The following is an 18,841-nucleotide window of genomic DNA, read 5'->3' as shown; positions in this document are numbered from 1 at the left end:
GCCTGCAGCAACCAATCTCCTTATGGTTGCTCCAGGCAACGATGAGAAGGAGGTGCCATGGCCGAGCGAGCGCAGTACGAAGAGCTGGCGCGTCAGCTCAGCGCCTTCGGCGCCGTGAAGCGAGACCTCGGGCGCTGCCTGCCGCCCGACTGCCCCGGCGGTTCCGCCGCCGTGCTGACACTGCTCGGCCGCCACGGCGACATGCGCATGAGCAAGCTCGCGGAGCTGCTCGCCGTCGACATGTCGGTCACCAGCCGTCACGTCGCGCACGTCGCGGATCGCGGCTGGATCGAGCGCCGCCCGGACCCCGCGGACAAGCGCTCCCGCATCCTGCGTCTGACGGCGCCCGGCCGTATCCAGCTCGACGAGCTGTCCCGGCGCACCGCCGCGCTGCTCGCCGACCGGCTGAGCGACTGGTCGGAGGACGACGTCGGCCGCCTCATCCAGCTCATGGCACGGCTCAGGGAGAGCTTCGGCGACTGCCGTTCCACTCCGCGGCTCGCGCAGGCCGCACCCGCGACGGAATCCGTTGCCCACCAGACCACCCGTACACCCGCAAGCACGTAAGTAAAGGAAGCCCATGGCAACGACCACACCAGCCGGTGTGCGGGCTCACGCCAAGCACGGGGGAGGCTCCCCGGACGGCGCTCCGATGACGCACCGGCAGATCATGGAGGCCCTCTCCGGGCTTCTGCTCGGCATGTTCGTGGCGATCCTGTCGTCCACGATCGTCACCAACGCGCTGCCGCACATCATCGGCGACCTCGGCGGCGGCCAGTCCGCCTACACCTGGGTCGTCACCGCCTCGCTGCTGGCGATGACCGCGACCACCCCGCTGTGGGGCAAGCTCGCGGACCTGTACAGCAAGAAGGCGCTCGTCCAGATAGCCCTGATCGTCTACGTCCTGGGCTCGATGGCGGCCGGCCTGTCGCAGAACCCGGGAATGCTGATCGCCTGCCGAGTCGTGCAGGGCATCGGCGTCGGCGGTCTGTCCGCGCTGGCGCAGATCGTCATGGCCGCGATGATCTCCCCGCGTGAGCGCGGACGTTACTCCGGCTACCTGGGTGCCACGTTCGCCATCGCCACCGTCGGCGGCCCGCTGCTCGGCGGTGTCATCACCGACACCTCGTGGCTGGGCTGGCGCTGGTGCTTCTACGTCGGCGTGCCCTTCGCGGTGATCGCGCTGATCGTGCTGCAGAAGACCCTGCACCTGCCCGTGGTCAAGCGGGAGGTCAAGGTCGACTGGGGCGGCGCGTTCTTCATCGCCGCCGCGGTCTCGCTGCTGCTGGTCTGGGTGACCTTCGCCGGTGACAAGTACGACTGGCTGTCCTGGCAGACGTACACCATGGTCGGCGGTTCGATCGTCCTCGGTGCGCTGTTCGTGCTGATCGAGACCAAGGCGAGCGAGCCGATCATCCCGCTGCGGCTGTTCCGCAACCGCACCATCACGCTGGCGTCGCTCGCCTCGCTCTTCGTGGGTGTCGCGATGTTCACCGGCACGGTGTTCTTCAGCCAGTACTTCCAGCTCGCCCGCGACAAGTCCCCGACGATGTCGGGTGTCCTGACGATCCCGATGATCGGTGGCCTGTTCGTCTCCTCCACCGTCTCCGGCCAGTTCATCACCCGCACAGGACGCTGGAAGGCGTGGCTGGTCAGCGGTGGTGTGCTGGTGACGGCCGGCCTGGGCCTGCTCGGCACCATCCGGTACGACACGGCCTACTGGAAGATGTCGATCTTCATGGCCCTGATGGGTCTCGGCATCGGCATGATGATGCAGAACCTGGTGCTGTGCACCCAGAACCAGGTGGCGCCCTCCGACCTCGGCTCGGCCAGCTCCACGGTCACCTTCTTCCGTTCCCTCGGCGGTGCGGTCGGCGTCTCCGCGCTCGGCGCGGTGCTCTCCCACCGGATCACCCACTACATCACCGACGGCATCAGCACCCTGAGCCCGAAGTACCAGGCCGCCCTGGCCGGCTCGAGCTCCACGGACAGCATCCCGGACCTGGGCAAGCTGCCGGTCCCGCTGCGCACGCTGCTGGAGAGCGCCTACGGCCACGGCATCGCCGACGTCTTCCTGATCGCCGGCTGCCTCGCGGCCGTCGCCTTCCTGATCACCCTGTTCATCAAGGAGGTCCCGTTGAAGACCAAGGGCGCGCTGGCGCAGGCCGCTGCCGACTCGGCCCCGCAGGAGGCCCCCGCGGCGGCCACCCCGGCCGAGGCGGCCACCCCGGCCGAGGCTGCCGCGCCGGCCGAGGAGAGGGTCCCGAGCTGGGCGGTGGCGAACACCGAGACCACCGGCGAGGGCACGGGCACGCAGCGCCTCGCGGCCGTCGCCACGATCGCCCGGCCGGAGGCGGCCGGTGACGGCGGTGGCATACCGGTCCGCGGCTTCGTCCGCGGCGGCGAGGGCGCACCGGTCCCGCAGGCCGCCGTCACCCTGATCTCCCTCGGGGGACGGCAGCTGGGCCGGTCGGTCGCGCAGGCGGACGGTTCCTACGCGGTGCACGCTCCGGGCACCGGCTCCTACGTCCTGATCGCCTCCGCCGACGGCCACCAGCCGCAGGCCTCCACGATCGTCGTGCACGACGAGCCGGTGTCGTACGACGTCCTGCTCAGCGGCACCAGTGGCCTGAGCGGCGTCGTCCGCGCGGCCGAGACCGGGCTGCCGGTCAAGGACGCGATGGTCATCGTTACCGACGTGCGCGGCGACCTGCTGGCCACCGCCACCACCGGCGAGCAGGGCACCTTCTCCTTCGCGGAGCTCGTGCCGGGTGCCGTGACCATCGCGGTGAACGCCGCCGGGCACCGCCCGCGGGCCCTGCCCGTCGAGGTCGGCGCCACCGGAGTGACGCGGGTCGAGATCGACCTCGACTCCGGCTCCCAGGTCCAGGGCGTCGTACGGGCCCCGCACGGCCCCCTCGCGGACGCCCGGGTGACCCTGGTGGACGCGGCGGGCAACGTGGTCGGCACCGCCACCACCGGCGCGGACGGCGCGTACGCCTTCACCGACCTGGGCAGCGGCGAGTACACCGTCATCGCGACGGGCTACCCGCCGGTGGCCACCGCGGTGACCGTCTCCGGCCGCGGAGTCGACGACCACGACATCGAACTCGCCCACCCGGGCGAGTAGTCGGGGGTCCGGCTCGTGGGGGCGCGCTGTGAGCGACAAGCGCCCCCGCGGGCCGGATTTTTTTCGGCCGCCACGGGGATTTATCAAGGATTCAAGGGATTTGAGGGGAACCACGCGATGGGACTGACCGCACGGATCCGTACGCGAGACGGATGGGCCGTGTCGCACGCGGTCGTCACCGTGACCGACATGACCGGGACGCAGGTCCTGCGCGCCGAGGCCGACGCGGAGGGCGTCGTCCGGGACGCGACCGAACTCGCGCCCGGCGCCTACACCGTGATCATCACGGCGGTCGGGTACGCGCCCGCCGCCTCCAGCGCGATCGTCACCGCGAGCGGACGGGCCGAGGTCGGCACCGTGACGCTCGCCCGGCAGGGCGGCACCGAACTGCCGCCGCCCGGCCCGTGGACCATCGACCCGGCGCACTCCTCGGTGGGCGCGGTCGCGCAGCACCTCGGGATCTCCAGCGTGCACGGGCGGTTCACGGACTTCGCCGGGCGCATCGAGATCGCCCCGGACGAGGTGGAGAAGTCCCGTGTCGAGGCCGTCATCCGCGCCGAGTCCATCGACACGGGCAACGGCATGCGGGACACCCACCTGAGGTCGGCCGACTTCCTGGACGTCGAGAAGTACCCGGAGATCACCTACCGCTCGACCGGCCTGACGGCCGCGGGCGCGGACCGCTGGACGGTCCACGGCGAGCTGACCCTGCACGGGGTGGTCCGCCCGGTGGATCTGGACCTCGCCTACCTCGGCACCGGCTCCGACCCGTGGGGCGGCACCCGTGCGGCCTTCCGCGCGACCACGGAACTGCGCCGCGAGGACTTCGCGATGAACTACAACCAGATCGTCCAGGCGGGCATCGCCGCCATCGGCACCACGTTGAAGGTGGAGCTGGACATCCAGGCGGTGCAGGGCGAGTCGCTACCGTCCGCGTGACGGCGGACGGCCGTCGCCCGAGACCCGGGACACCAGATCGGTGGCCAGGTCGCGGAGTTTGGTGTTCGTGTCCTGGGAGATCCGGCGCAGGCGCTCCAGGGCGATCCGGGCGCTGACCCGCTCCTGCGCCATCAGTATGCCGATCGCCTGGTCGATGACGCTGCGGGAGAGCAGGGCGGTGCGTACGTCGGTGGCGTCGGCGCGCTCGCGTTCCACGCGCAGGGCGACGTCGACGGCCTCGGCGGTCCGCGCCGCGAAGGCACGGGCCCGGTCACGGACCGTGCCGAGCACCCCGGGCTCGATTCCGTAGAAGTTCAGTGCGGCGCCGGTGTCGCCCTCGACCGCGAGCGGCACCGCGAGAACACAACGCACCCCGACCGACAGCGCGTACTCCGTGTACGCGGGCCAGCGCGTCTCGGCGGCCAGGTCGGGGGCGTACTGCTCGGTCCCCGTCTCGGCGGCCGTGACGCAGGGGCCGGTGCCGTTCTCGTACTGGCGCAGATCCAGGCCGGTGGGCAGGGTTCCGCTGCCCGCCAGGGTCAGCAGACGGTCGCCGCGGCGGACGGTGATGCTGCAGGCGTCGCAGCCGGGCACGGCCTCTACCGCGCGGTCGGTCAAGTCCCGCAACAGCGTGTCGAGACCGCCGCTGCGCACGATCGCCTGGTCGAGCGGGTAGGGCATCTCGGGTCTCATGACATGCTTTTGTCCCCGTTTCGGCGATCAACTCCTGACCATCATGTGGTGCGGTTCGCATCGACGATGCGGCGGGCGAGGTCCCGCAGCTTGACGTTCTCCCGCTGTGAGGCGCGCACCAGGCTGTCGAACGCCTCCGTGGCGTCCATGTTCAGGCGCTCCATGAGGATGCCGGTGGCCTGGCCGATCAGGTCCCGGGTGTGCATCGCCTCGGTGAGCTGCTCGCGCACGGTCACCGAGTCCAGCGCGAGGCCGACGTGCGCGGTGAACAGCCGGCCGATCCGCGTCGCGGCGTCGTCGAAGGCGTGCGGCTTGCCGGCGTAGACGGTGAGCACGGTCAGGCGTCGCTTGTCGGCGCGCAGTCGGAGCGCGAGCGCCGAGCGCAGGCCCAGGCCGGCCAGCACGGAGCCACCCGCGTCGCTCTCGCTGTCCGCCACGCGCACGACGGGCGCGTGCCACAGGTGGTCCCAGTACGGGGCGCGGTCGCCGCCCGGCCGGGAGTCGTGGGCGGTGCGGACGACTTCGTCGCTCCAGGCGAGCGTACGGAAGTGGTTGCCGCGCTCCGCCTCGGAGATGACCGCGTGTTCGGCGCCCGGCACCAGGCGCACGGCGAGGCCGACGGCGGTGCTCATGGTGCTGTGGGGGGTGACTGTGTCGTGCAGTTGCCGAGCCGCCGCGGTCAGTGCCTCGGCCAGCTCGAAACCCCGCGGAAAATCAGGCAAATCGGAAAAGTCGGACGCAGGCACACGAACCTCTTCGGCGTGCACGGCCGTACGGCCATGCGCAGGAGAGCTCCGCAGCACATTCCCGACTGCGAGCGCAGGACGGACAGAATTTTATCTCCTTCCTGCGGGGCGATTGACGCCCGGTTGACTCTCGGCGGCGCCCCTTTCGGAGCGGCGGCCGAGAGTGGTCCAATGAGGCGACAGGTCAGGAAGCGGCCTCCCTGAGCCCGGACGAACCTCTGCCAGGTGAGTGCCATGACCCATGTCCCGAGCCCGTGCCGGGTGCGCGATCTTCCCGGCCGCAGCCTGATCGTCCTGCCCCAGGAGATCGACCTGTCCAACTCCCCCGCGCTGTGCGCCGCCATCACGTCCTTCGCCGGGGCGCGCGCCACCCGGCTCAGCGTGCTGATCCTGGACTTCACCCGCACCGGCTTCATGGACTCCCAGGGCGCCCGCCTCGTCCAGGACGTACGGTCCCGGCTGCCCGCGCGGGTCGGGGTACGGGTGGTGGCGGCACCGCTCGGCGTCCCGAGCCGCGTCCTGGAGCTGACCGGGGTGCGGCGGGACGTGCCCGTGTACGACAGCCTGGCGGAGGCGTTGGAGTCCTGAAGCCGACGTGCGGTCGTAGGCACGACAGGGTCAGCCTCGGCACGGCCCGGTGCCTCTAGGCTGCGGGCATGGCACCGAACATCGCGACCAACACCGACGTGTCCCTGGACGAGTTGCTGGACTTCGTGCGTCCCCGTCACCGCGCGATCCTGCTGACCCGCCGCGCCGACGGCAGCCCCCAGGGGTCGCCGCTGACTTGCGGCGTCGACGACTCGGGGCGGATCGTCGTCTCCACGTACCCGGACCGCGCCAAGACCCGCAACGCCAAGCGGGACGAGCGGGTCAGCGTCATCGTGCTCAGCGACGACTGGAACGGGCCCTGGGTCCAGATCGACGGCACGGCCGAGGTCATCGACACGCCGGACTCCGTCGAACCGCTCGTCGAGTACTACCGCAACATCGCGGGCGAGCACCCGGACTGGGACGAGTACCGCCAGGCCATGGTCAAGCAGGGAAAGTCGATCATCCGGATCACCCCCGTGCGCTGGGGCCCCGTGGCGACGGGCGGCTTCCCGGCCCGCCTGGTCTCCTCCGAGGACTGACAGCCTGCGTACAGGCCCTTGGGTCCAGGGACGGCCCTACCCACGGGCGACCATCGCCTCGATCCCCGCGATGAGCGTCTCCAGCGCGAAGGCGAAGTCCCGCTCGCGCATCTCCTCCACCGTGTCGCCGCCGCGGGCCTGCATGAGGTCCGCGGACCGGTGCACGACCTCGCCGAGATCGGTGCTCTCGGTCACCGCGCTCATGGCGTGGCGGAAGTACTCGTCCTGGCTCAGCCCGGCCGCCGCGCAGCGCGCGATGAAGTGACCCTCGATCGTGCCGAAGCCGTACACGAACTGGAAGACCGCCGAGATCGCGCCCATCCGGCCGTGCGCCGGCAGCCCGGTCAGCCGGATCACCCGCTGCACGGCGAGCGAGAAGGCGACCGCGTTCGGGCCGATGTTGAGGAAGGTCCCGGCGAGCGGGGACAGCCAGGGATGGCGCACCAGCAGCGCCCGGTACTCGGCGGCGAGATCCCGCAGCTGGTCGCGCCAGTCCTCGCCGGTGTCGCCGGACGGCAGCCGTACCTCCCCGAAGGCCGCGTCCAGCGCCAGCTCCAGCAGGTCGTCCTTGGTGTCCACGTACCAGTAGACGGACATCGCCGTCACGTCGAGCTCGGCGGCGAGCCGCCGCATGGAGAACCTGGCGAGCCCCTCGGCGTCCAGCAGCCGTACGGCCGCCTCGGTGATCCGCTCCCGGTCCAGTCCCGAGGGCTGCCCGCCCCCGCGCCCGCCACGGCGCGCCTTGCCCTCCAGCCAGACGCTGGTCCGCTGGGCTGCCTTCACCATGGCACACCTTTCCCGACATTCCGCTCCCAGGCGACCACCACCTCCCGAGTCTTCCCGCTCCGCCCGACGCAGCAACGCCGCCGCGTCTCACGGTGAGTCGCGTGAGACGCGGCGGCGCAAAAGCGGTGGGCCGGGCGTGGGTGCCCGGCCCACCGCTCGGTGCTGGAGCCGTCAGCTGCTGCTCGAGCCGCCGCTCGTCTTCTGCGTGAGGTCGTAGAAGGTGGCCGAACCGACCGTCACCTTCTTGAAGTTCTGCTGAACCCACGAACTGATCTGCGACGCGACATCGGAACCGCCGTTGCTGCCCCCGCCGCCGAAGCCGCCGCCCGAGATGAAGTAGTGGACCCTTCCTTCCGCCACGTACTTCTGGAACTGGGCCGGCGTCGGGGACGGGTCGCTGCCGTTGAAGCCGCCGATCGCCATCACCGGGTCGCCGGTGGCGAGCTGGTAGCTCGCGGCGTTCTGCGAACCGATGGACGCCGCCACCCAGGTGTACTTGCTCGCGTCCGTCTCCAGCAGCGTCTTGGCCGCGGAGCTGACGTTCGCCCCGTTGAGCAGGCCGCCGATGCCGCCGCCACCGCCCATGCCGCCGTCACCCGTGCGCCCGCCGCCGGGGAAGCCCTGCCGGCCGTTCTGGCCCTGCGTGGTGCCGTTGCCCTGCTGCCGGCTCTGGCCCGGCATACCACCGCCCGGGAATCCACCGGTGCCGGTGCCGCCGCCGGGGAAGCCCTGCCGGCCGTTCTGGCCCTGCGTGGTGCCGTTGCCCTGCTGCCGGCTCTGGCCCGGCATACCGCCGCCCGGGAACCCGCCGCGCGTACCGCCACCGCCCGGGCCGCCGCGGCCGCCGAAACCCATGCTGCTCGCGCCCGCCGGACCGGCCGTGACGATCGACCCGGTGTGACCCTGGTTCACGGTGGTGAGGGTGTACGCGGTCGGACCCGCGAGCGCGGCCACGAAGCCGAGACCCACCGCCGCGAGCGCGAGTTGCCGTCCGAGCCGGGCCACGAAGACGAGCCCCAGGGCGGCCACCAGGCCGCCGACGAGGACGAGCCACTTCAGCCAGGGCAGGTAGTCCGGGGTGCGGTTGAGGAGCACGTACCCCCAGGCCGCGGTCGCCGTGGCGGTGGCCGCCAGCGTGAGCGACGCCCACGTCCTCGACCGCTCCTCCCACAGGACCGTGACGCCCATGCCGACCAGGGCGGCGATGTAGGGGGCGAGGGCCACCGTGTAGTACTGGTGGAAGATGCCCGCCATGTAGCTGAAGATCACGGCGGTCATCAGCAGCGAGCCGCCCCAGGCGAGGAACGAGCCGCGGACCAGGTCCGTGCGTCCCGCCATGGGGGTCCCCCCGCTCGAGCGAAGCCGAGAGTGGGGGAGGGTGAGCACCAGGCCCGCGACGAGCAGGATCAGCGCCGCAGGGAGCAGCCAGGAGATCTGGGAGCCGATCTCGGAGTTGAACATGCGGTCCCAGCCGGTCGCGCCCCACTGGCCGCCGTTGCCGCCGCCACCGCCGCCGACGCTGCCGGTCTCGTCGCCGTTGATGCGGCCCAGGCCGTTGTAGCCGAAGGTCAGCTCCAGGAAGGAGTTGTTCTGCGAGCCGCCGATGTACGGGCGGGAGGACGCCGGCCACAGCTCGACGATCGCGACCCACCAGCCGCCGGAGACGACCAGCGCGACGGTCGCGAGGCCCAGTTGCGCGAGTCGTTTCCTCAGCCTCACCGGCGCGCAGACACCGTAGACGAGCGCCAGCGCGGGCAGGATCAGGAAGGCCTGCAGGGTCTTCGTCAGGAAGGCGAAGCCGACCGCGACGCCCGCCCACACCAGCCACTTGGTGCGGCCGTCCTCCAGGCCCCGGATGACGAAGTAGACGGTGAGCGCCATCAGCAGCGCGAGCAACGCGTCCGGGTTGTTGAACCGGAACATCAGCGCCGCGACCGGGGTGAGCGCGAGCACCGCGCCCGCGATCAGACCGGCCGCCGGGCTGAACCTGCGCCGGACGGCCGCGTACACCACGGCGACCGTGAGGACGCCCATGACGACCTCGGGGACGAGGATCGCCCACGAGTCGAGGCCGAAGATCCTGACCGACAGGGCCATCGGCCACAGCGAGGCCGGGGGCTTGTCGACGGTGATGGCGTTGCCCGCGTCCAGCGAGCCGAAGAAGAACGCCTTCCAGGACTTGCTGCCGGCCTGGACCGCCGCCGAGTAGAACGAGTTGGCGTACCCGGAGGCGCTCAGGTCGTACAGGTACAGCAGCCCCGTGGCGAGCAGCAGGCCGAGGAACGCGGGGCGCGCCCAGCGGGGGTCCTCGGGCCGGCCGCGCCAGAGTCTGCGCATGAGCGGCTGCCGGGGCTCACCCGCTCCGGGGGCGGGGGCCGGTGGCGTGGCGGGTGTCCGCGGGGGAGCGGTCGGGGGCGGTCCCCAGGCATGGGGGGCCGCACCCCCCTGGTGGGCCGACTGTTCGTAGTGCGTGGTCATCGGAGGTCCCTCGGGTCGGTGTCCTGCGGGCGCACCGGCTGCAGCGGCACGGTGGCGTCCCTCCAGGGGGTGCGGTCCGCGTCGGCACCGGCGCGGAAGGGGGTGGTGTCGTACTGGGTGTCGTACTCGGTGCCGTACGAGGACTGCGGCGCCGCGTGGCGCTGGGGCAGCGGCGGAAGCGGCTGGTACACGGGCGTCCCGGGGGTGTGACGCCGGTGGGGCACCTCGGCCTGGGGTGTCGGGGTGTCGAAGCGGCGGTCCGGGAACACCCAGGCCCGGAAGAGCAGGAACCGCAGCACGGTCGCCGCGAGGTTGGCGGCGATCAGCACCGCCAGCTCGGTGGAGTGCGCCGGGTTGCGAGTCGCCGCGTTCAGGGCGGCGAGGGAGCCGCTGGTCAGGGCGAGGCCGATGCCGAAGACCACCAGGCCCTGCGCCTGATGGCGGACGGCGCCGCCCCTGCCACGGACGCCGAAGGTGAGCCGGCGGTTGGCCGCCGTGTTGGCGATCGCCGAGACCAGCAGGGCGAGCGCGTTGGCGATCTGCGAGCCCGAGAACTGCCGGAAGACGCTGTAGAGCAGCAGATAGAACAGGGTGGACAGGCCGCCGACCACGCAGAAGCCGACAAGCTGGCGGGCCAGGCCCCCCGGCACGTCTCTGAGGTCGCGGTCGCGCGGATCGTCACCGAACGGCCGGGCCAGCCGGTCCAGCGGCAGCGAACCGCCGGCCAGCGCCTTGCCGATGCGCCAGACGCCCTTGAGGTCGTCGGTCGCGGTCTTCACGATGTTCACCGTGGAGTTCGGGTCGTCGACCCAGTCGACCGGCACCTCGTGGATGCGCAGCCCCGCACGCTCGGCGAGCACCAGCATCTCGGTGTCGAAGAACCAGCCGGTGTCCTCCACCAGCGGCAGCAGCACCTGGGCCACATCACGGCGGATCGCCTTGAAGCCGCACTGCGCGTCGGAGAACCGGGCCTGCAGCGAGCCGCGCAGGATGAGGTTGTAGGCGCGGCTGATGAACTCGCGCTTCGGGCCGCGGACCACTCGGGAGCTGCGGGCGAGCCGGGAGCCGATCGCCAGGTCGGAGTGACCGGAGATCAGCGGCGCGACCAGCGGGAGGAGTGCGTTGAGGTCGGTGGACAGGTCCACGTCCATGTAGGCGAGGATCGGGGCGTCCGAGGCGGACCAGACGGTCCGCAGCGCCCGGCCGCGACCCTTCTGCTCCAGCCGGAAGGACCTCACCTCGCCGATCCGCTCCTCCAGCCGCGCCGCCACCTGCGGGGTGGTGTCCGTGGACGCGTTGTCCGCGATCGTGATGCGGAACGCGTACGGGAACGTGCGCTTGAGGTGTTCGTGCAGTCTGAGCACACATGGCTGGAGGTCCTTCTCCTCGTTGTAGACGGGGATCACTACGTCCAGGACAGGCGTACCGGCTCCTGCGGCCGGGAGGTGCTCCCGCGCCGGCAGGGTGCCGGGAGAAGAGTCGGTTCGCATGGAACCGACTCTTCTCAAGCGCCCTGTCGCACCCGTGTGGTGGCGCTGTGCTGTGCCTGTGAGTGCTGTTGCCAGGCCGTTTCGGGGGCCGGTGAGGGCACGCGCGGGGTCGGCGCCGGCAGGTGCACGGTGAACACCGTGTGCCCGGGGACGCTGTCGACGGTGACGGCGCCACCGTGCGCGGTCGCCACGGCCTGCACGATGGCGAGCCCGAGCCCGGTGGAGCCGGTGGCCCGGGAGCGCGCGGAGTCACCGCGCGCGAACCGCTCGAAGACGTGCGGCAGCAGATCGGGCGGGACGCCCTGCCCGTCGTCCTGGACGTCCACGCACAGCCACGGTCCGCGCCGCTGCACGCGTGCGGTGACGGTCGTGCCGGGTGGGGTGTGGGTCCGGGCGTTGGCGAGCAGGTTGACGAGCACCTGTTGCAGCCGCGCGGCATCCGCCGACACGAGCGCGGGCTCGTCGGGCAGTTCGAGCCGCCAGTTGTGGTCGGGGCCCGCGGCGCGCGCGTCGCTGATGGTGTCCACGACGAGCGGGACGAGGTCGGTCTGCTCGAACTGAAGCGGGCGGCCGGCGTCGAGCCGGGCGAGCAGCAACAGGTCCTCGACGAGGAGGGTCATGCGCCCGGCCTCGGACTCGATCCGTCCGAGGGCGTGCCGGGTGTCGGGGCCCTGTTGCTCGCGTCCCCGTCTGGTCAGCTCGGCGTACCCGCGGATGGAGGCCAGCGGCGTGCGCAGCTCGTGACTGGCGTCCGCGACGAACTGCCGTACCCGCATCTCGCTCTGCTGCCGCGCGTGCAGGGCGCCGTGGACGTGGTCGAGCATGCGGTTGAGGGCGGCCCCGACCTGCCCGACCTCGGTGTGCGGATCGGTCTCGGACTCCGGGACCCGCTCGTTGAGGGTCACCTCGCCGGTGTGCAGCGGGAGTTCGGAGACACGGGTGGCCGTCGCGGCGACCTTGCGCAACGGCCGCAGGGCGATCCCCACGAGCACGGAACCGGCGATACCGGCGGCGACGAGGCCGGCGGCGGTGACGCTGACCTCGACGATGATGAGGGTGTCGATGGTGTTGGTGACGCCGCTGGTGGGCAGGGCGACGTAGAAGTTGCCGTGCGCGCCGGTGACGTACTTGGCGCGGTAGTCCCCGAGCCCCGGGAGCGTGACGGTGTGCACCTTGCCGTCACGGGCGACGGAGCCGAGCGCGGAGGCCTGCGCCGGGGACAACTCGACGGCCTTCATCCGCTCGAAGCCGGAGCTGCTGGAGGAGACCTCCTTCTTGATGACCGCCCTCGTGACGGCACCGGTGGAGTCCGTCTGGGCGGCCACGGTGTCGGATTGCGCCGGTCCCTTGGTGATGAAGTCGTCCAACCTGTCCTGCGTCGTCGCGGTGCCGGAGGAGTTCCCCGCCGTACCGCCGTTCAGGCTGCCCGGGCCGCTCGGATGACCGTTGCCGAGGCCGGACAGGCTCCCCCCGGGCGGACCCGAGACACCCTTGCCGACATCGGCCACCTGCCCGTCCAGCTCCCCGTACAGGTGCTGCCCCAGCGCGATGGTCGTCACGGTGCCGATCACGGCGCACACCACGGCGATCAGACTGACCGCCGAGACGACGAGCCGCGTCCGCAGCGTGCGCGGCTGTCGTCCTCGCCTCTGCGTACGCGGCCGTCGTCGCGTGCTCATGACGCCGCGGGTTTGATCATGTAGCCGGCGCCGCGCCGGGTGTGGATCATCGGCTCGCGGCCCGCGTCGATCTTCCTGCGCAGGTACGAGATGTAGAGCTCCACGACGTTGGCCTGGCCACCGAAGTCGTACGACCACACGCGGTCGAGGATCTGCGCCTTGCTCAGCACGCGCCGCGGGTTGCGCATCAGGAAACGCAGCAGCTCGAACTCGGTGGCGGTGAGGTGGATGTTGTCCCCGCCCCGGGACACCTCGTGGCTGTCCTCGTCGAGCATGAGGTCCCCGACGACCAGCACCGAGTCGGAGCGGCGGTCGGCGGCACCGGACCGCCGGATCAGCCCGCGCAGCCGGGCCACGACCTCTTCCAGGCTGAACGGCTTGGTGACGTAGTCGTCGCCGCCGGCCGTGAGCCCCGCGATCCGGTCCTCGACGGCGTCCTTGGCGGTGAGGAACAGCACCGGCACGTCGGGCAGTTCGCGCCGCAGCCGGCCGAGGACGGTCAGGCCGTCCATGTCCGGGAGCATCATGTCGAGCACGACGGCGTCGGGCCGGAACTCGCGCGCGGTCTGAACCGCGCCCTGTCCGTCACCCGCGCTGCGGATCTGCCAGCCTTCATAACGAAGGGCCATGGACAGCAGTTCGGTGATCGACAGCTCGTCGTCCACCACCAGCACTCGGACGGGGCTCCCGTCCGGCCTCAGCAGTTCGGTGCGCCCCTGGGGCGAGGTCGTGGTCATGGTGGAGACCTTGTCGGGGTCCTCTGAGAGCGCCCTTTCACGAATCTGTGATTTTCCTGAGAACCACACAGGCACCTCTCAGGGAACTCCTGGGCAGATCCGTTGACCCGGCGTCAGGACGCCGACACACGACGGCTGGCGGCGACCGTCCCGCTCACTCACGCGCCGGAACCCGCTCGAACGTATGGCTCCGCTCGACCTTGGCGACGTGCACGGTGTACGCCTCGTACCACTGGGCGCGCCCGCGCTTCTGGGCGGCGCGGTGCTCCAGGTCGCTCCGCCACTCCTCGATGGCGGCCAGGTCCCGGAAGTACCCGACCGTGATCCCCAGGCCGCCCGGCGTCCGGGCCTGGTCCATCCCGAGGAACCCGGGGATCTCTTCGACGAGTTCCTCCAGCCGCTCGGCCGTGTCCCCGTACCCGTCGGCGTCCTCGGTCCGCACGGAGGTGAAGACGACGGCGTAGTAGGGGGGTTCATGGGCGGTGACAGGCGCAATGCGGTGATCGCTCATGTCGCCACGATCGGCCACGGCGGCACGGGCGTCCAGCCCTTTTCCGAACGGGATCCGAAACGGGATCCGACCCAGGATCCGAACCGGGATCCGAGCAGGGCCCGAGCTGGACCCGAGCTGGACCCGAGCTGGATCCGAGCTGGGACCAAGCGGGGGCCAAGCGGGGGCCGGCTGTCGGCCGACAAGGGAGCGGCTGTCAGAACAGCCCGCCCTGCACCCCCGCCTCCCCCACCTCCCGCACCGGCACGGTCACCTCGTCCCGCTCGGCGCCCGTCAGCTCCCACCCCGTCATCAGCCGCGTGTCCAGCACCAGGACCCCGCGCCGGGTGGCGAGATGAAGATCAGGCCCGGCGGCCGCCAGCACACCGCCGCTCACTCCTGCACCCGCCACCAGCTCGCTCACCACACCGTCCATCCGGGGCAACCCCTCCAGCCCGAACACCCCGCCGTGGTCGACGGCCAGGAACGGCGCCCGCTCCAGCGACTCCGGCCAGCCGCCGAGCGACACCGCCCGCGCGTGCACCTCCGCCAGCTCCGTGACCCGCTCCCCGGCCGGCGGCAACGCGGCCCGCACCGCCCGCTTGTCGGCGTACGGGATCCGGTCGGGCACCCGGAGGGCGGCCCGCAGCAGCTCCTCCGCGCGCCGCGCCGCCATCAGCGGCCCGCACCCCAGCCAGCTGAAACAGACGGCACCCTGCTCCAGCAACCGCGCGGAGCCCCGCTCGGCCGCGGTGATCCCGACCTTGACCATGCCGGGCCCGAACCAGGCGAGATAGACGCGGTACGGCCGCGGATCGTCGGCGAAGGTGTCAGCGGCGACGGAATGGGCCCGGTCGAGGCGGGAGCACTCCTCACACCGCCCGCCCGTACTCCGCCCGGCCACCACGGCCCGCGCCGCACACCCATGCCCCCGTGCCCCCACACACCGGCGCACACCCCCCGCGACCACCGCGAAGGCCACCCGCTTCCCCCGCTCCAGCGCACTGCGCCGCCCCCCTTCCCACGCCAGCACGGGGCCGCCCTCACCCCACCGCAGCCCCGCGCATCTCCACACCTGAGTCATCACCGCCGAGAGTAGGCGCCACCACTGACAGCGCGCCCTGAGAGATCACAACGGCGCACGCCCTTGGGCCGCCGTCCCGGCCGGACGGCACACCCCGGCATGCCGGGCTCCTCAACATCCTCAGGGCGTACCCGCTCATCCCGGGGACTCGCTTGCTCCGCTCCGGCGCGCGCCGACGGAATCACTCGGTTGCATCCGACCCTGCAACCTTCCGCTGAGCGCAGGGAGCTGTTGGCCCGTCATGTCTCTGAGCCGGCGACCGCCGACCCTCGGTCGCCGAGCGCGGGCGGGAGGGCCGACGAGGTGCTCCCGGGGGGAGGCCACGGTTCGCGCGGGTCGGGCTGTAGCGCCGCCAGCGTGAACACGCCAAGGCATCGCTTGATTACGCAGCGTGTCGACTCGGGTCGACAGCGAGATGGGGCTGCGAGAGCATGGACGGGACCGAAAGGCCGGCACCCACTGGTGGGGTACGGCCGTCATCGGATACGGAGTCCATGCGCAGGAAGCCGTCCGGGAGTCCTCCCGGCCTCACGGCTCCGGACGGTGAGACCGCGCTGTTCGGGCGTGGAACCCCAGCACTCATTCGCGCCCGTCCCCGTGTGTTCGAACCTCCCACACCTGCACGTGGTTCCGTATGCCCCAAAGGGAAGGCAGAACAGTGAACACACGTTCTCGTCTCGCAGCCCTCGCCCTCTCCTCACTGGCACTCGGCTCGCTGCCCCTCATGGCCGGGCCCGCCCAGGCAGCGACGCCCAAGGCCACGTGTCATGTGACACAGGACGCCCAGAAACCCGACCGGTTCAACGTCATCGGGACCGGACTCACACCAGGAGCGGACGTCAGCATCAGCCAGGGAACCACCACAGCCTTCATGAGGGCGTCCGCCGACGGTGGGCTCACCGGCACGCTCACGGTCTCGCAGCAGGGCGGGCCCGTGACCCTGCAGGAGGAGGGCGGACCCAAGCTCTCCTGCGGCTCGGTCAAGCAGGCGGAGGAGCAGCAGACCCAGGACCAGTTCGCCAAGGGCTACAAGGACGGCTTCAACCTCGCCAAGGCGACCTGCAAGGCTCAGGCACCGCAGGGCGTCACCGCAGTGGACCCCAACTACGAGAAGGGCTTCAACGCAGGGGCGGCGGCAGCGATCGCCAAGTTCTGCTAGCAGGCCCACGAGAGCCGGCCACACATCCGACGCCCGTCGGCGTCGCAGCCCCTGAGTGAGCCGGTGAGGAGTCGGCCGGTGGTGCGCCGGACACCGCGCGAGACGCGACGGGCGCACCACCGGTCCGACCCCGGGCTCGGCGAGCCGGACGAGGAATCGGGGGCGAGGCGAGTCGGACGCCGACGGCCGAGACCCGGTTCCGACCGCGCTGATCTCATCGGCTGACGCCAGAAGCCCCCGGGAAGATCCCAGAGGGCTTCTGATCTATGCGCACTCGGCAGGATTCGAACCTGCAACCTTCTGATCCGTAGGCGCGTGCACGTTGCGCGCAGCTTCCGCGCACCTGCATTTTCACGCTGGTGATCCACCATCGCGGACCAACGCACATCCGTGATCGTGCATCGGTGTATGTGGTTGTTGATGTCAGATGTTGATGTCAGGTGTTGATGTCAGGGCGTCGGGTGCTTCTGCTGGTCAAGTCACCATTGGCAGAAGTTGCCGTCACTTACGGCTGCGACGGCTGGTCCCGTCGGCCGGGGTCGTCACCGATGAGGATGACTGAGGTTGTCGTACCACTGGTGGTCGTGCCAGTGCCAGCCGCCCCCGCCGCCTTTGGCCCTCACGGTGAAGCACTCGCTGCTGCCGTCCGCCGACACGGCGGCGTAGTTCGGGTTGCCCGAGTACTCCGCGCGCCAGCAATAGGTCCCTGCGACAGTCGGCCGGAACGGCGGGGACGTCGCGGTGGCGGTGGTCGACGACGTGGCGGTCAGCGGCCGTGGGCCTCCCACCGCGGTGCCGCCGCTCGTGCAGCTTGTCGCCGGCGGACCGCAGACGAAGAAGGTCACCGTCGCGCCGGACGCCGCAGGGTTGCCTTCCTGGGCGTTCCCGGTCACCGTCGCGCGGTCGACGACCGTGGTGCCGACCTGGAGCCTGGTCCTGGAGGGGGTGGTGACGATGCTCGGCGGGGACGTGTAGCTGATGGTCACCGAGGGAGTGCCGGTGGGGTTGGCGACCGTGGAGACGTTGCTGGCGCTTGCGAAGGCGAAGCTGGAGCCGCCGCCCCCGCCGGCACCGGCGTTGGTCCCCGTACCGCCGCCGCCCCCGCCCCAAAAACCGGCGCCGCCTCCGCCGCCACCGGCCGCGAACGAGAAGTTGCCACCGCTGCCACCGGCACCCGGTGTTCCGCTCCCACCGTTGGAGGGGGAGCCGGCGGAGCCCCCGCCGCCCGTTCCTCCGGACGTGCACGTTCCACCGGTGCCCGGCCCGGCACCGCCGGTCCCGGTGCCATCAGTGCCGGGGTTGCAGTAGGCGAGCCCGACACCACCGGCGCCACCGCTCAGGGACTGGTTGCCTCCACCACCACCCCCGCCGCCTGCACCCACCAGCCAGCGCGGGTCCGCCGAATCACCGGTCAGCATGCAGCCGGACGAGGTCGCTGAGCACGTGCGGAGGTCGGACTCGCCGCCGCCCGCCCCACCGCGGGTGGTACCACCGGGGCCTCCGCCCACTCCGACCTCGACGTACAGCGTGCTGCCGGGGGTGACCGGGACGTCGGCCGTCACCTGCGCGCCCGCGCCTCCGGCGCCGCTCGAGGAGGCACCGGCTGCGCCGTCGGTGACCACATGGATGCTGGTCACTCCGGAGGGCACGGTGAACGTGTCTTCACCGGTGGTGGTGTACGTACAGGTGGGCGGCGGCCCGCTACTGAAGACCCCGTTGGTCCCGCACGGACTCTGTGCGGACGCCTCCTGCCCCGTCATCCCCACGACACCGAGCGCCAGAGCCACGGCAAGCGCCGCGGCCGGCGCCCGGCCGCGCAGGCCGAACGCCCTTGCCCCACCACCATCCTTGTGATGCATCGAACCTCCCGAGGGACACGGCCACCTGTAGCCGCGTCTCTGACGTACCGTCAGTAAACCAAGGGAGGACTATTGTCCCCACGCGCCGCGCTGACCGGTGCAGCCATGCGGCCGAGCCGGTGCCTCGGGGCACACTGGACACGACAATCTTCATGGGCCCCCTGCCGTCCGATGGTCAGAAAAGTCAGAGGTCCTGTGGATCACTCCACAGGACCTCATCGGCCGGCGAGTCGGAGCCGGACACCGAGGAGTGATCAGCGTTTCCGTCCGCGTTGACGTCAGAGGCCCCCTGGGATCATCCCAGGGGGCCTCTGATCTATGCGCACTCGGCAGGATTCGAACCTGCAACCTTCTGATCCGTAGGATCGGGCTGGCTGTTGGGCGGGGGCTCCGCCTTCCTCTCGGCTGACTGCGGCTAGTCGTTATCAACAGCCTCTGTGT

General features: G+C 71.2%; 16 protein-coding genes. 6 read left to right on the top strand and 10 right to left on the bottom strand.

Translation table 11 applies throughout. The features are described 5' to 3' along the window. The first annotated feature begins 57 nt into the window (after positions 1-57). The 3 genes from SY2F82_RS27090 (at position 58) to SY2F82_RS27080 (ending at position 4,069) form a co-directional block, all read left to right on the top strand. Complete coding sequence (locus tag SY2F82_RS27090) at positions 58-567, top strand: MarR family winged helix-turn-helix transcriptional regulator (protein WP_200421753.1); 510 nt, start codon at positions 58-60, stop codon at positions 565-567. Positions 568-580: 13 nt separating this feature from the next. Continuing rightward, positions 581-3,130 carry an MFS transporter gene (locus SY2F82_RS27085; RefSeq protein WP_200421752.1) on the top strand — a complete coding sequence of 850 codons (2,550 nt, stop codon included), beginning with the start codon at positions 581-583 and terminating at the stop codon, positions 3,128-3,130. A gap of 117 nt (positions 3,131-3,247) precedes the next feature. Continuing rightward, positions 3,248-4,069, top strand: a complete 822-nt coding sequence (locus SY2F82_RS27080; protein WP_200421751.1) for a YceI family protein — start codon at positions 3,248-3,250, stop codon at positions 4,067-4,069. On the opposite strand, the gene SY2F82_RS27075 is transcribed toward SY2F82_RS27080, so the two are convergent. Next, the gene (locus SY2F82_RS27075) at positions 4,055-4,762 is read right to left on the bottom strand and encodes a GAF and ANTAR domain-containing protein (protein ID WP_200421750.1); all 708 of its coding nucleotides are present in this window, start codon (positions 4,760-4,762) and stop codon (positions 4,055-4,057) included. The genes SY2F82_RS27080 and SY2F82_RS27075 overlap by 15 nt on opposite strands. A 41-nt stretch (positions 4,763-4,803) precedes the next feature. Next, positions 4,804-5,484 (bottom strand): GAF and ANTAR domain-containing protein, encoded by a 681-nt coding sequence (locus SY2F82_RS27070; RefSeq protein ID WP_200421749.1) that lies wholly within the window; start codon positions 5,482-5,484, stop codon positions 4,804-4,806. A 258-nt stretch (positions 5,485-5,742) separates the two neighbouring features. Here SY2F82_RS27070 and SY2F82_RS27065 point away from each other — a divergent pair, with 258 nt between their 5' ends. Both SY2F82_RS27065 and SY2F82_RS27060 read left to right on the top strand, forming a co-directional pair. Continuing rightward, on the top strand, positions 5,743-6,096 hold the full coding sequence (locus SY2F82_RS27065; RefSeq protein WP_200421748.1) for an STAS domain-containing protein: 354 nt from the start codon (positions 5,743-5,745) through the stop codon (positions 6,094-6,096). Positions 6,097-6,164: 68 nt separating this feature from the next. Then, a complete protein-coding gene (locus SY2F82_RS27060) occupies positions 6,165-6,638 on the top strand; it encodes a PPOX class F420-dependent oxidoreductase (RefSeq protein WP_200421747.1) in 474 nt (157 codons plus the stop codon). Between the two features lie 36 nt (positions 6,639-6,674). Here SY2F82_RS27060 and SY2F82_RS27055 read toward each other — a convergent pair whose 3' ends face one another. The 7 genes from SY2F82_RS27055 to SY2F82_RS27025 all read right to left on the bottom strand — a co-directional run bounded on the left by SY2F82_RS27055 (position 6,675) and on the right by SY2F82_RS27025 (position 15,382). Next, on the bottom strand, positions 6,675-7,424 hold the full coding sequence (locus tag SY2F82_RS27055; protein WP_200421746.1) for a TetR/AcrR family transcriptional regulator: 750 nt from the start codon (positions 7,422-7,424) through the stop codon (positions 6,675-6,677). A 171-nt stretch (positions 7,425-7,595) separates the two neighbouring features. Beyond that, entirely contained in the window at positions 7,596-9,902 is a 2,307-nt protein-coding gene (locus tag SY2F82_RS27050; protein WP_200421745.1) for a glycosyltransferase family 39 protein, read from the bottom strand. Then, positions 9,899-11,392, bottom strand: a complete 1,494-nt coding sequence (locus tag SY2F82_RS27045; RefSeq protein WP_200421744.1) for a bifunctional glycosyltransferase family 2/GtrA family protein — start codon at positions 11,390-11,392, stop codon at positions 9,899-9,901. Before SY2F82_RS27045 ends, SY2F82_RS27050 begins: the two co-directional genes overlap by 4 nt. A 14-nt stretch (positions 11,393-11,406) precedes the next feature. Beyond that, positions 11,407-13,071, bottom strand: a complete 1,665-nt coding sequence (locus SY2F82_RS27040; RefSeq protein ID WP_200421743.1) for a HAMP domain-containing sensor histidine kinase — start codon at positions 13,069-13,071, stop codon at positions 11,407-11,409. Then, entirely contained in the window at positions 13,068-13,808 is a 741-nt protein-coding gene (locus tag SY2F82_RS27035) for a response regulator transcription factor (RefSeq protein WP_236041816.1), read from the bottom strand. The genes SY2F82_RS27040 and SY2F82_RS27035 overlap by 4 nt, the downstream gene beginning before the upstream one ends. A 154-nt stretch (positions 13,809-13,962) precedes the next feature. Continuing rightward, positions 13,963-14,319: an antibiotic biosynthesis monooxygenase gene (locus SY2F82_RS27030; protein WP_200421742.1), complete on the bottom strand. Its 357-nt coding sequence runs from the start codon at positions 14,317-14,319 to the stop codon at positions 13,963-13,965. Positions 14,320-14,515: 196 nt separating this feature from the next. Further along, entirely contained in the window at positions 14,516-15,382 is an 867-nt protein-coding gene (locus tag SY2F82_RS27025; RefSeq protein ID WP_200421741.1) for a DUF2797 domain-containing protein, read from the bottom strand. Between the two features lie 658 nt (positions 15,383-16,040). On the opposite strand from SY2F82_RS27025, the gene SY2F82_RS27020 reads away from it, so the two are divergent. After that, the gene (locus SY2F82_RS27020; protein WP_200421740.1) at positions 16,041-16,541 is read left to right on the top strand and encodes a hypothetical protein; all 501 of its coding nucleotides are present in this window, start codon (positions 16,041-16,043) and stop codon (positions 16,539-16,541) included. A 542-nt stretch (positions 16,542-17,083) separates the two neighbouring features. Here SY2F82_RS27020 and SY2F82_RS27015 read toward each other — a convergent pair. Further along, complete coding sequence (locus tag SY2F82_RS27015) at positions 17,084-18,400, bottom strand: hypothetical protein (RefSeq protein ID WP_200421739.1); 1,317 nt, start codon at positions 18,398-18,400, stop codon at positions 17,084-17,086. Positions 18,401-18,841 lie beyond the last annotated feature (441 nt).

The organism is Streptomyces sp. Y2F8-2 (assembly GCF_014905555.1).
GTDB lineage: Bacteria > Actinomycetota > Actinomycetes > Streptomycetales > Streptomycetaceae > Streptomyces > Streptomyces cynarae.
The sequence above is the reverse complement of the archived record's forward strand: the minus strand, read 5'-3'. Positions and strand labels throughout refer to the sequence as shown.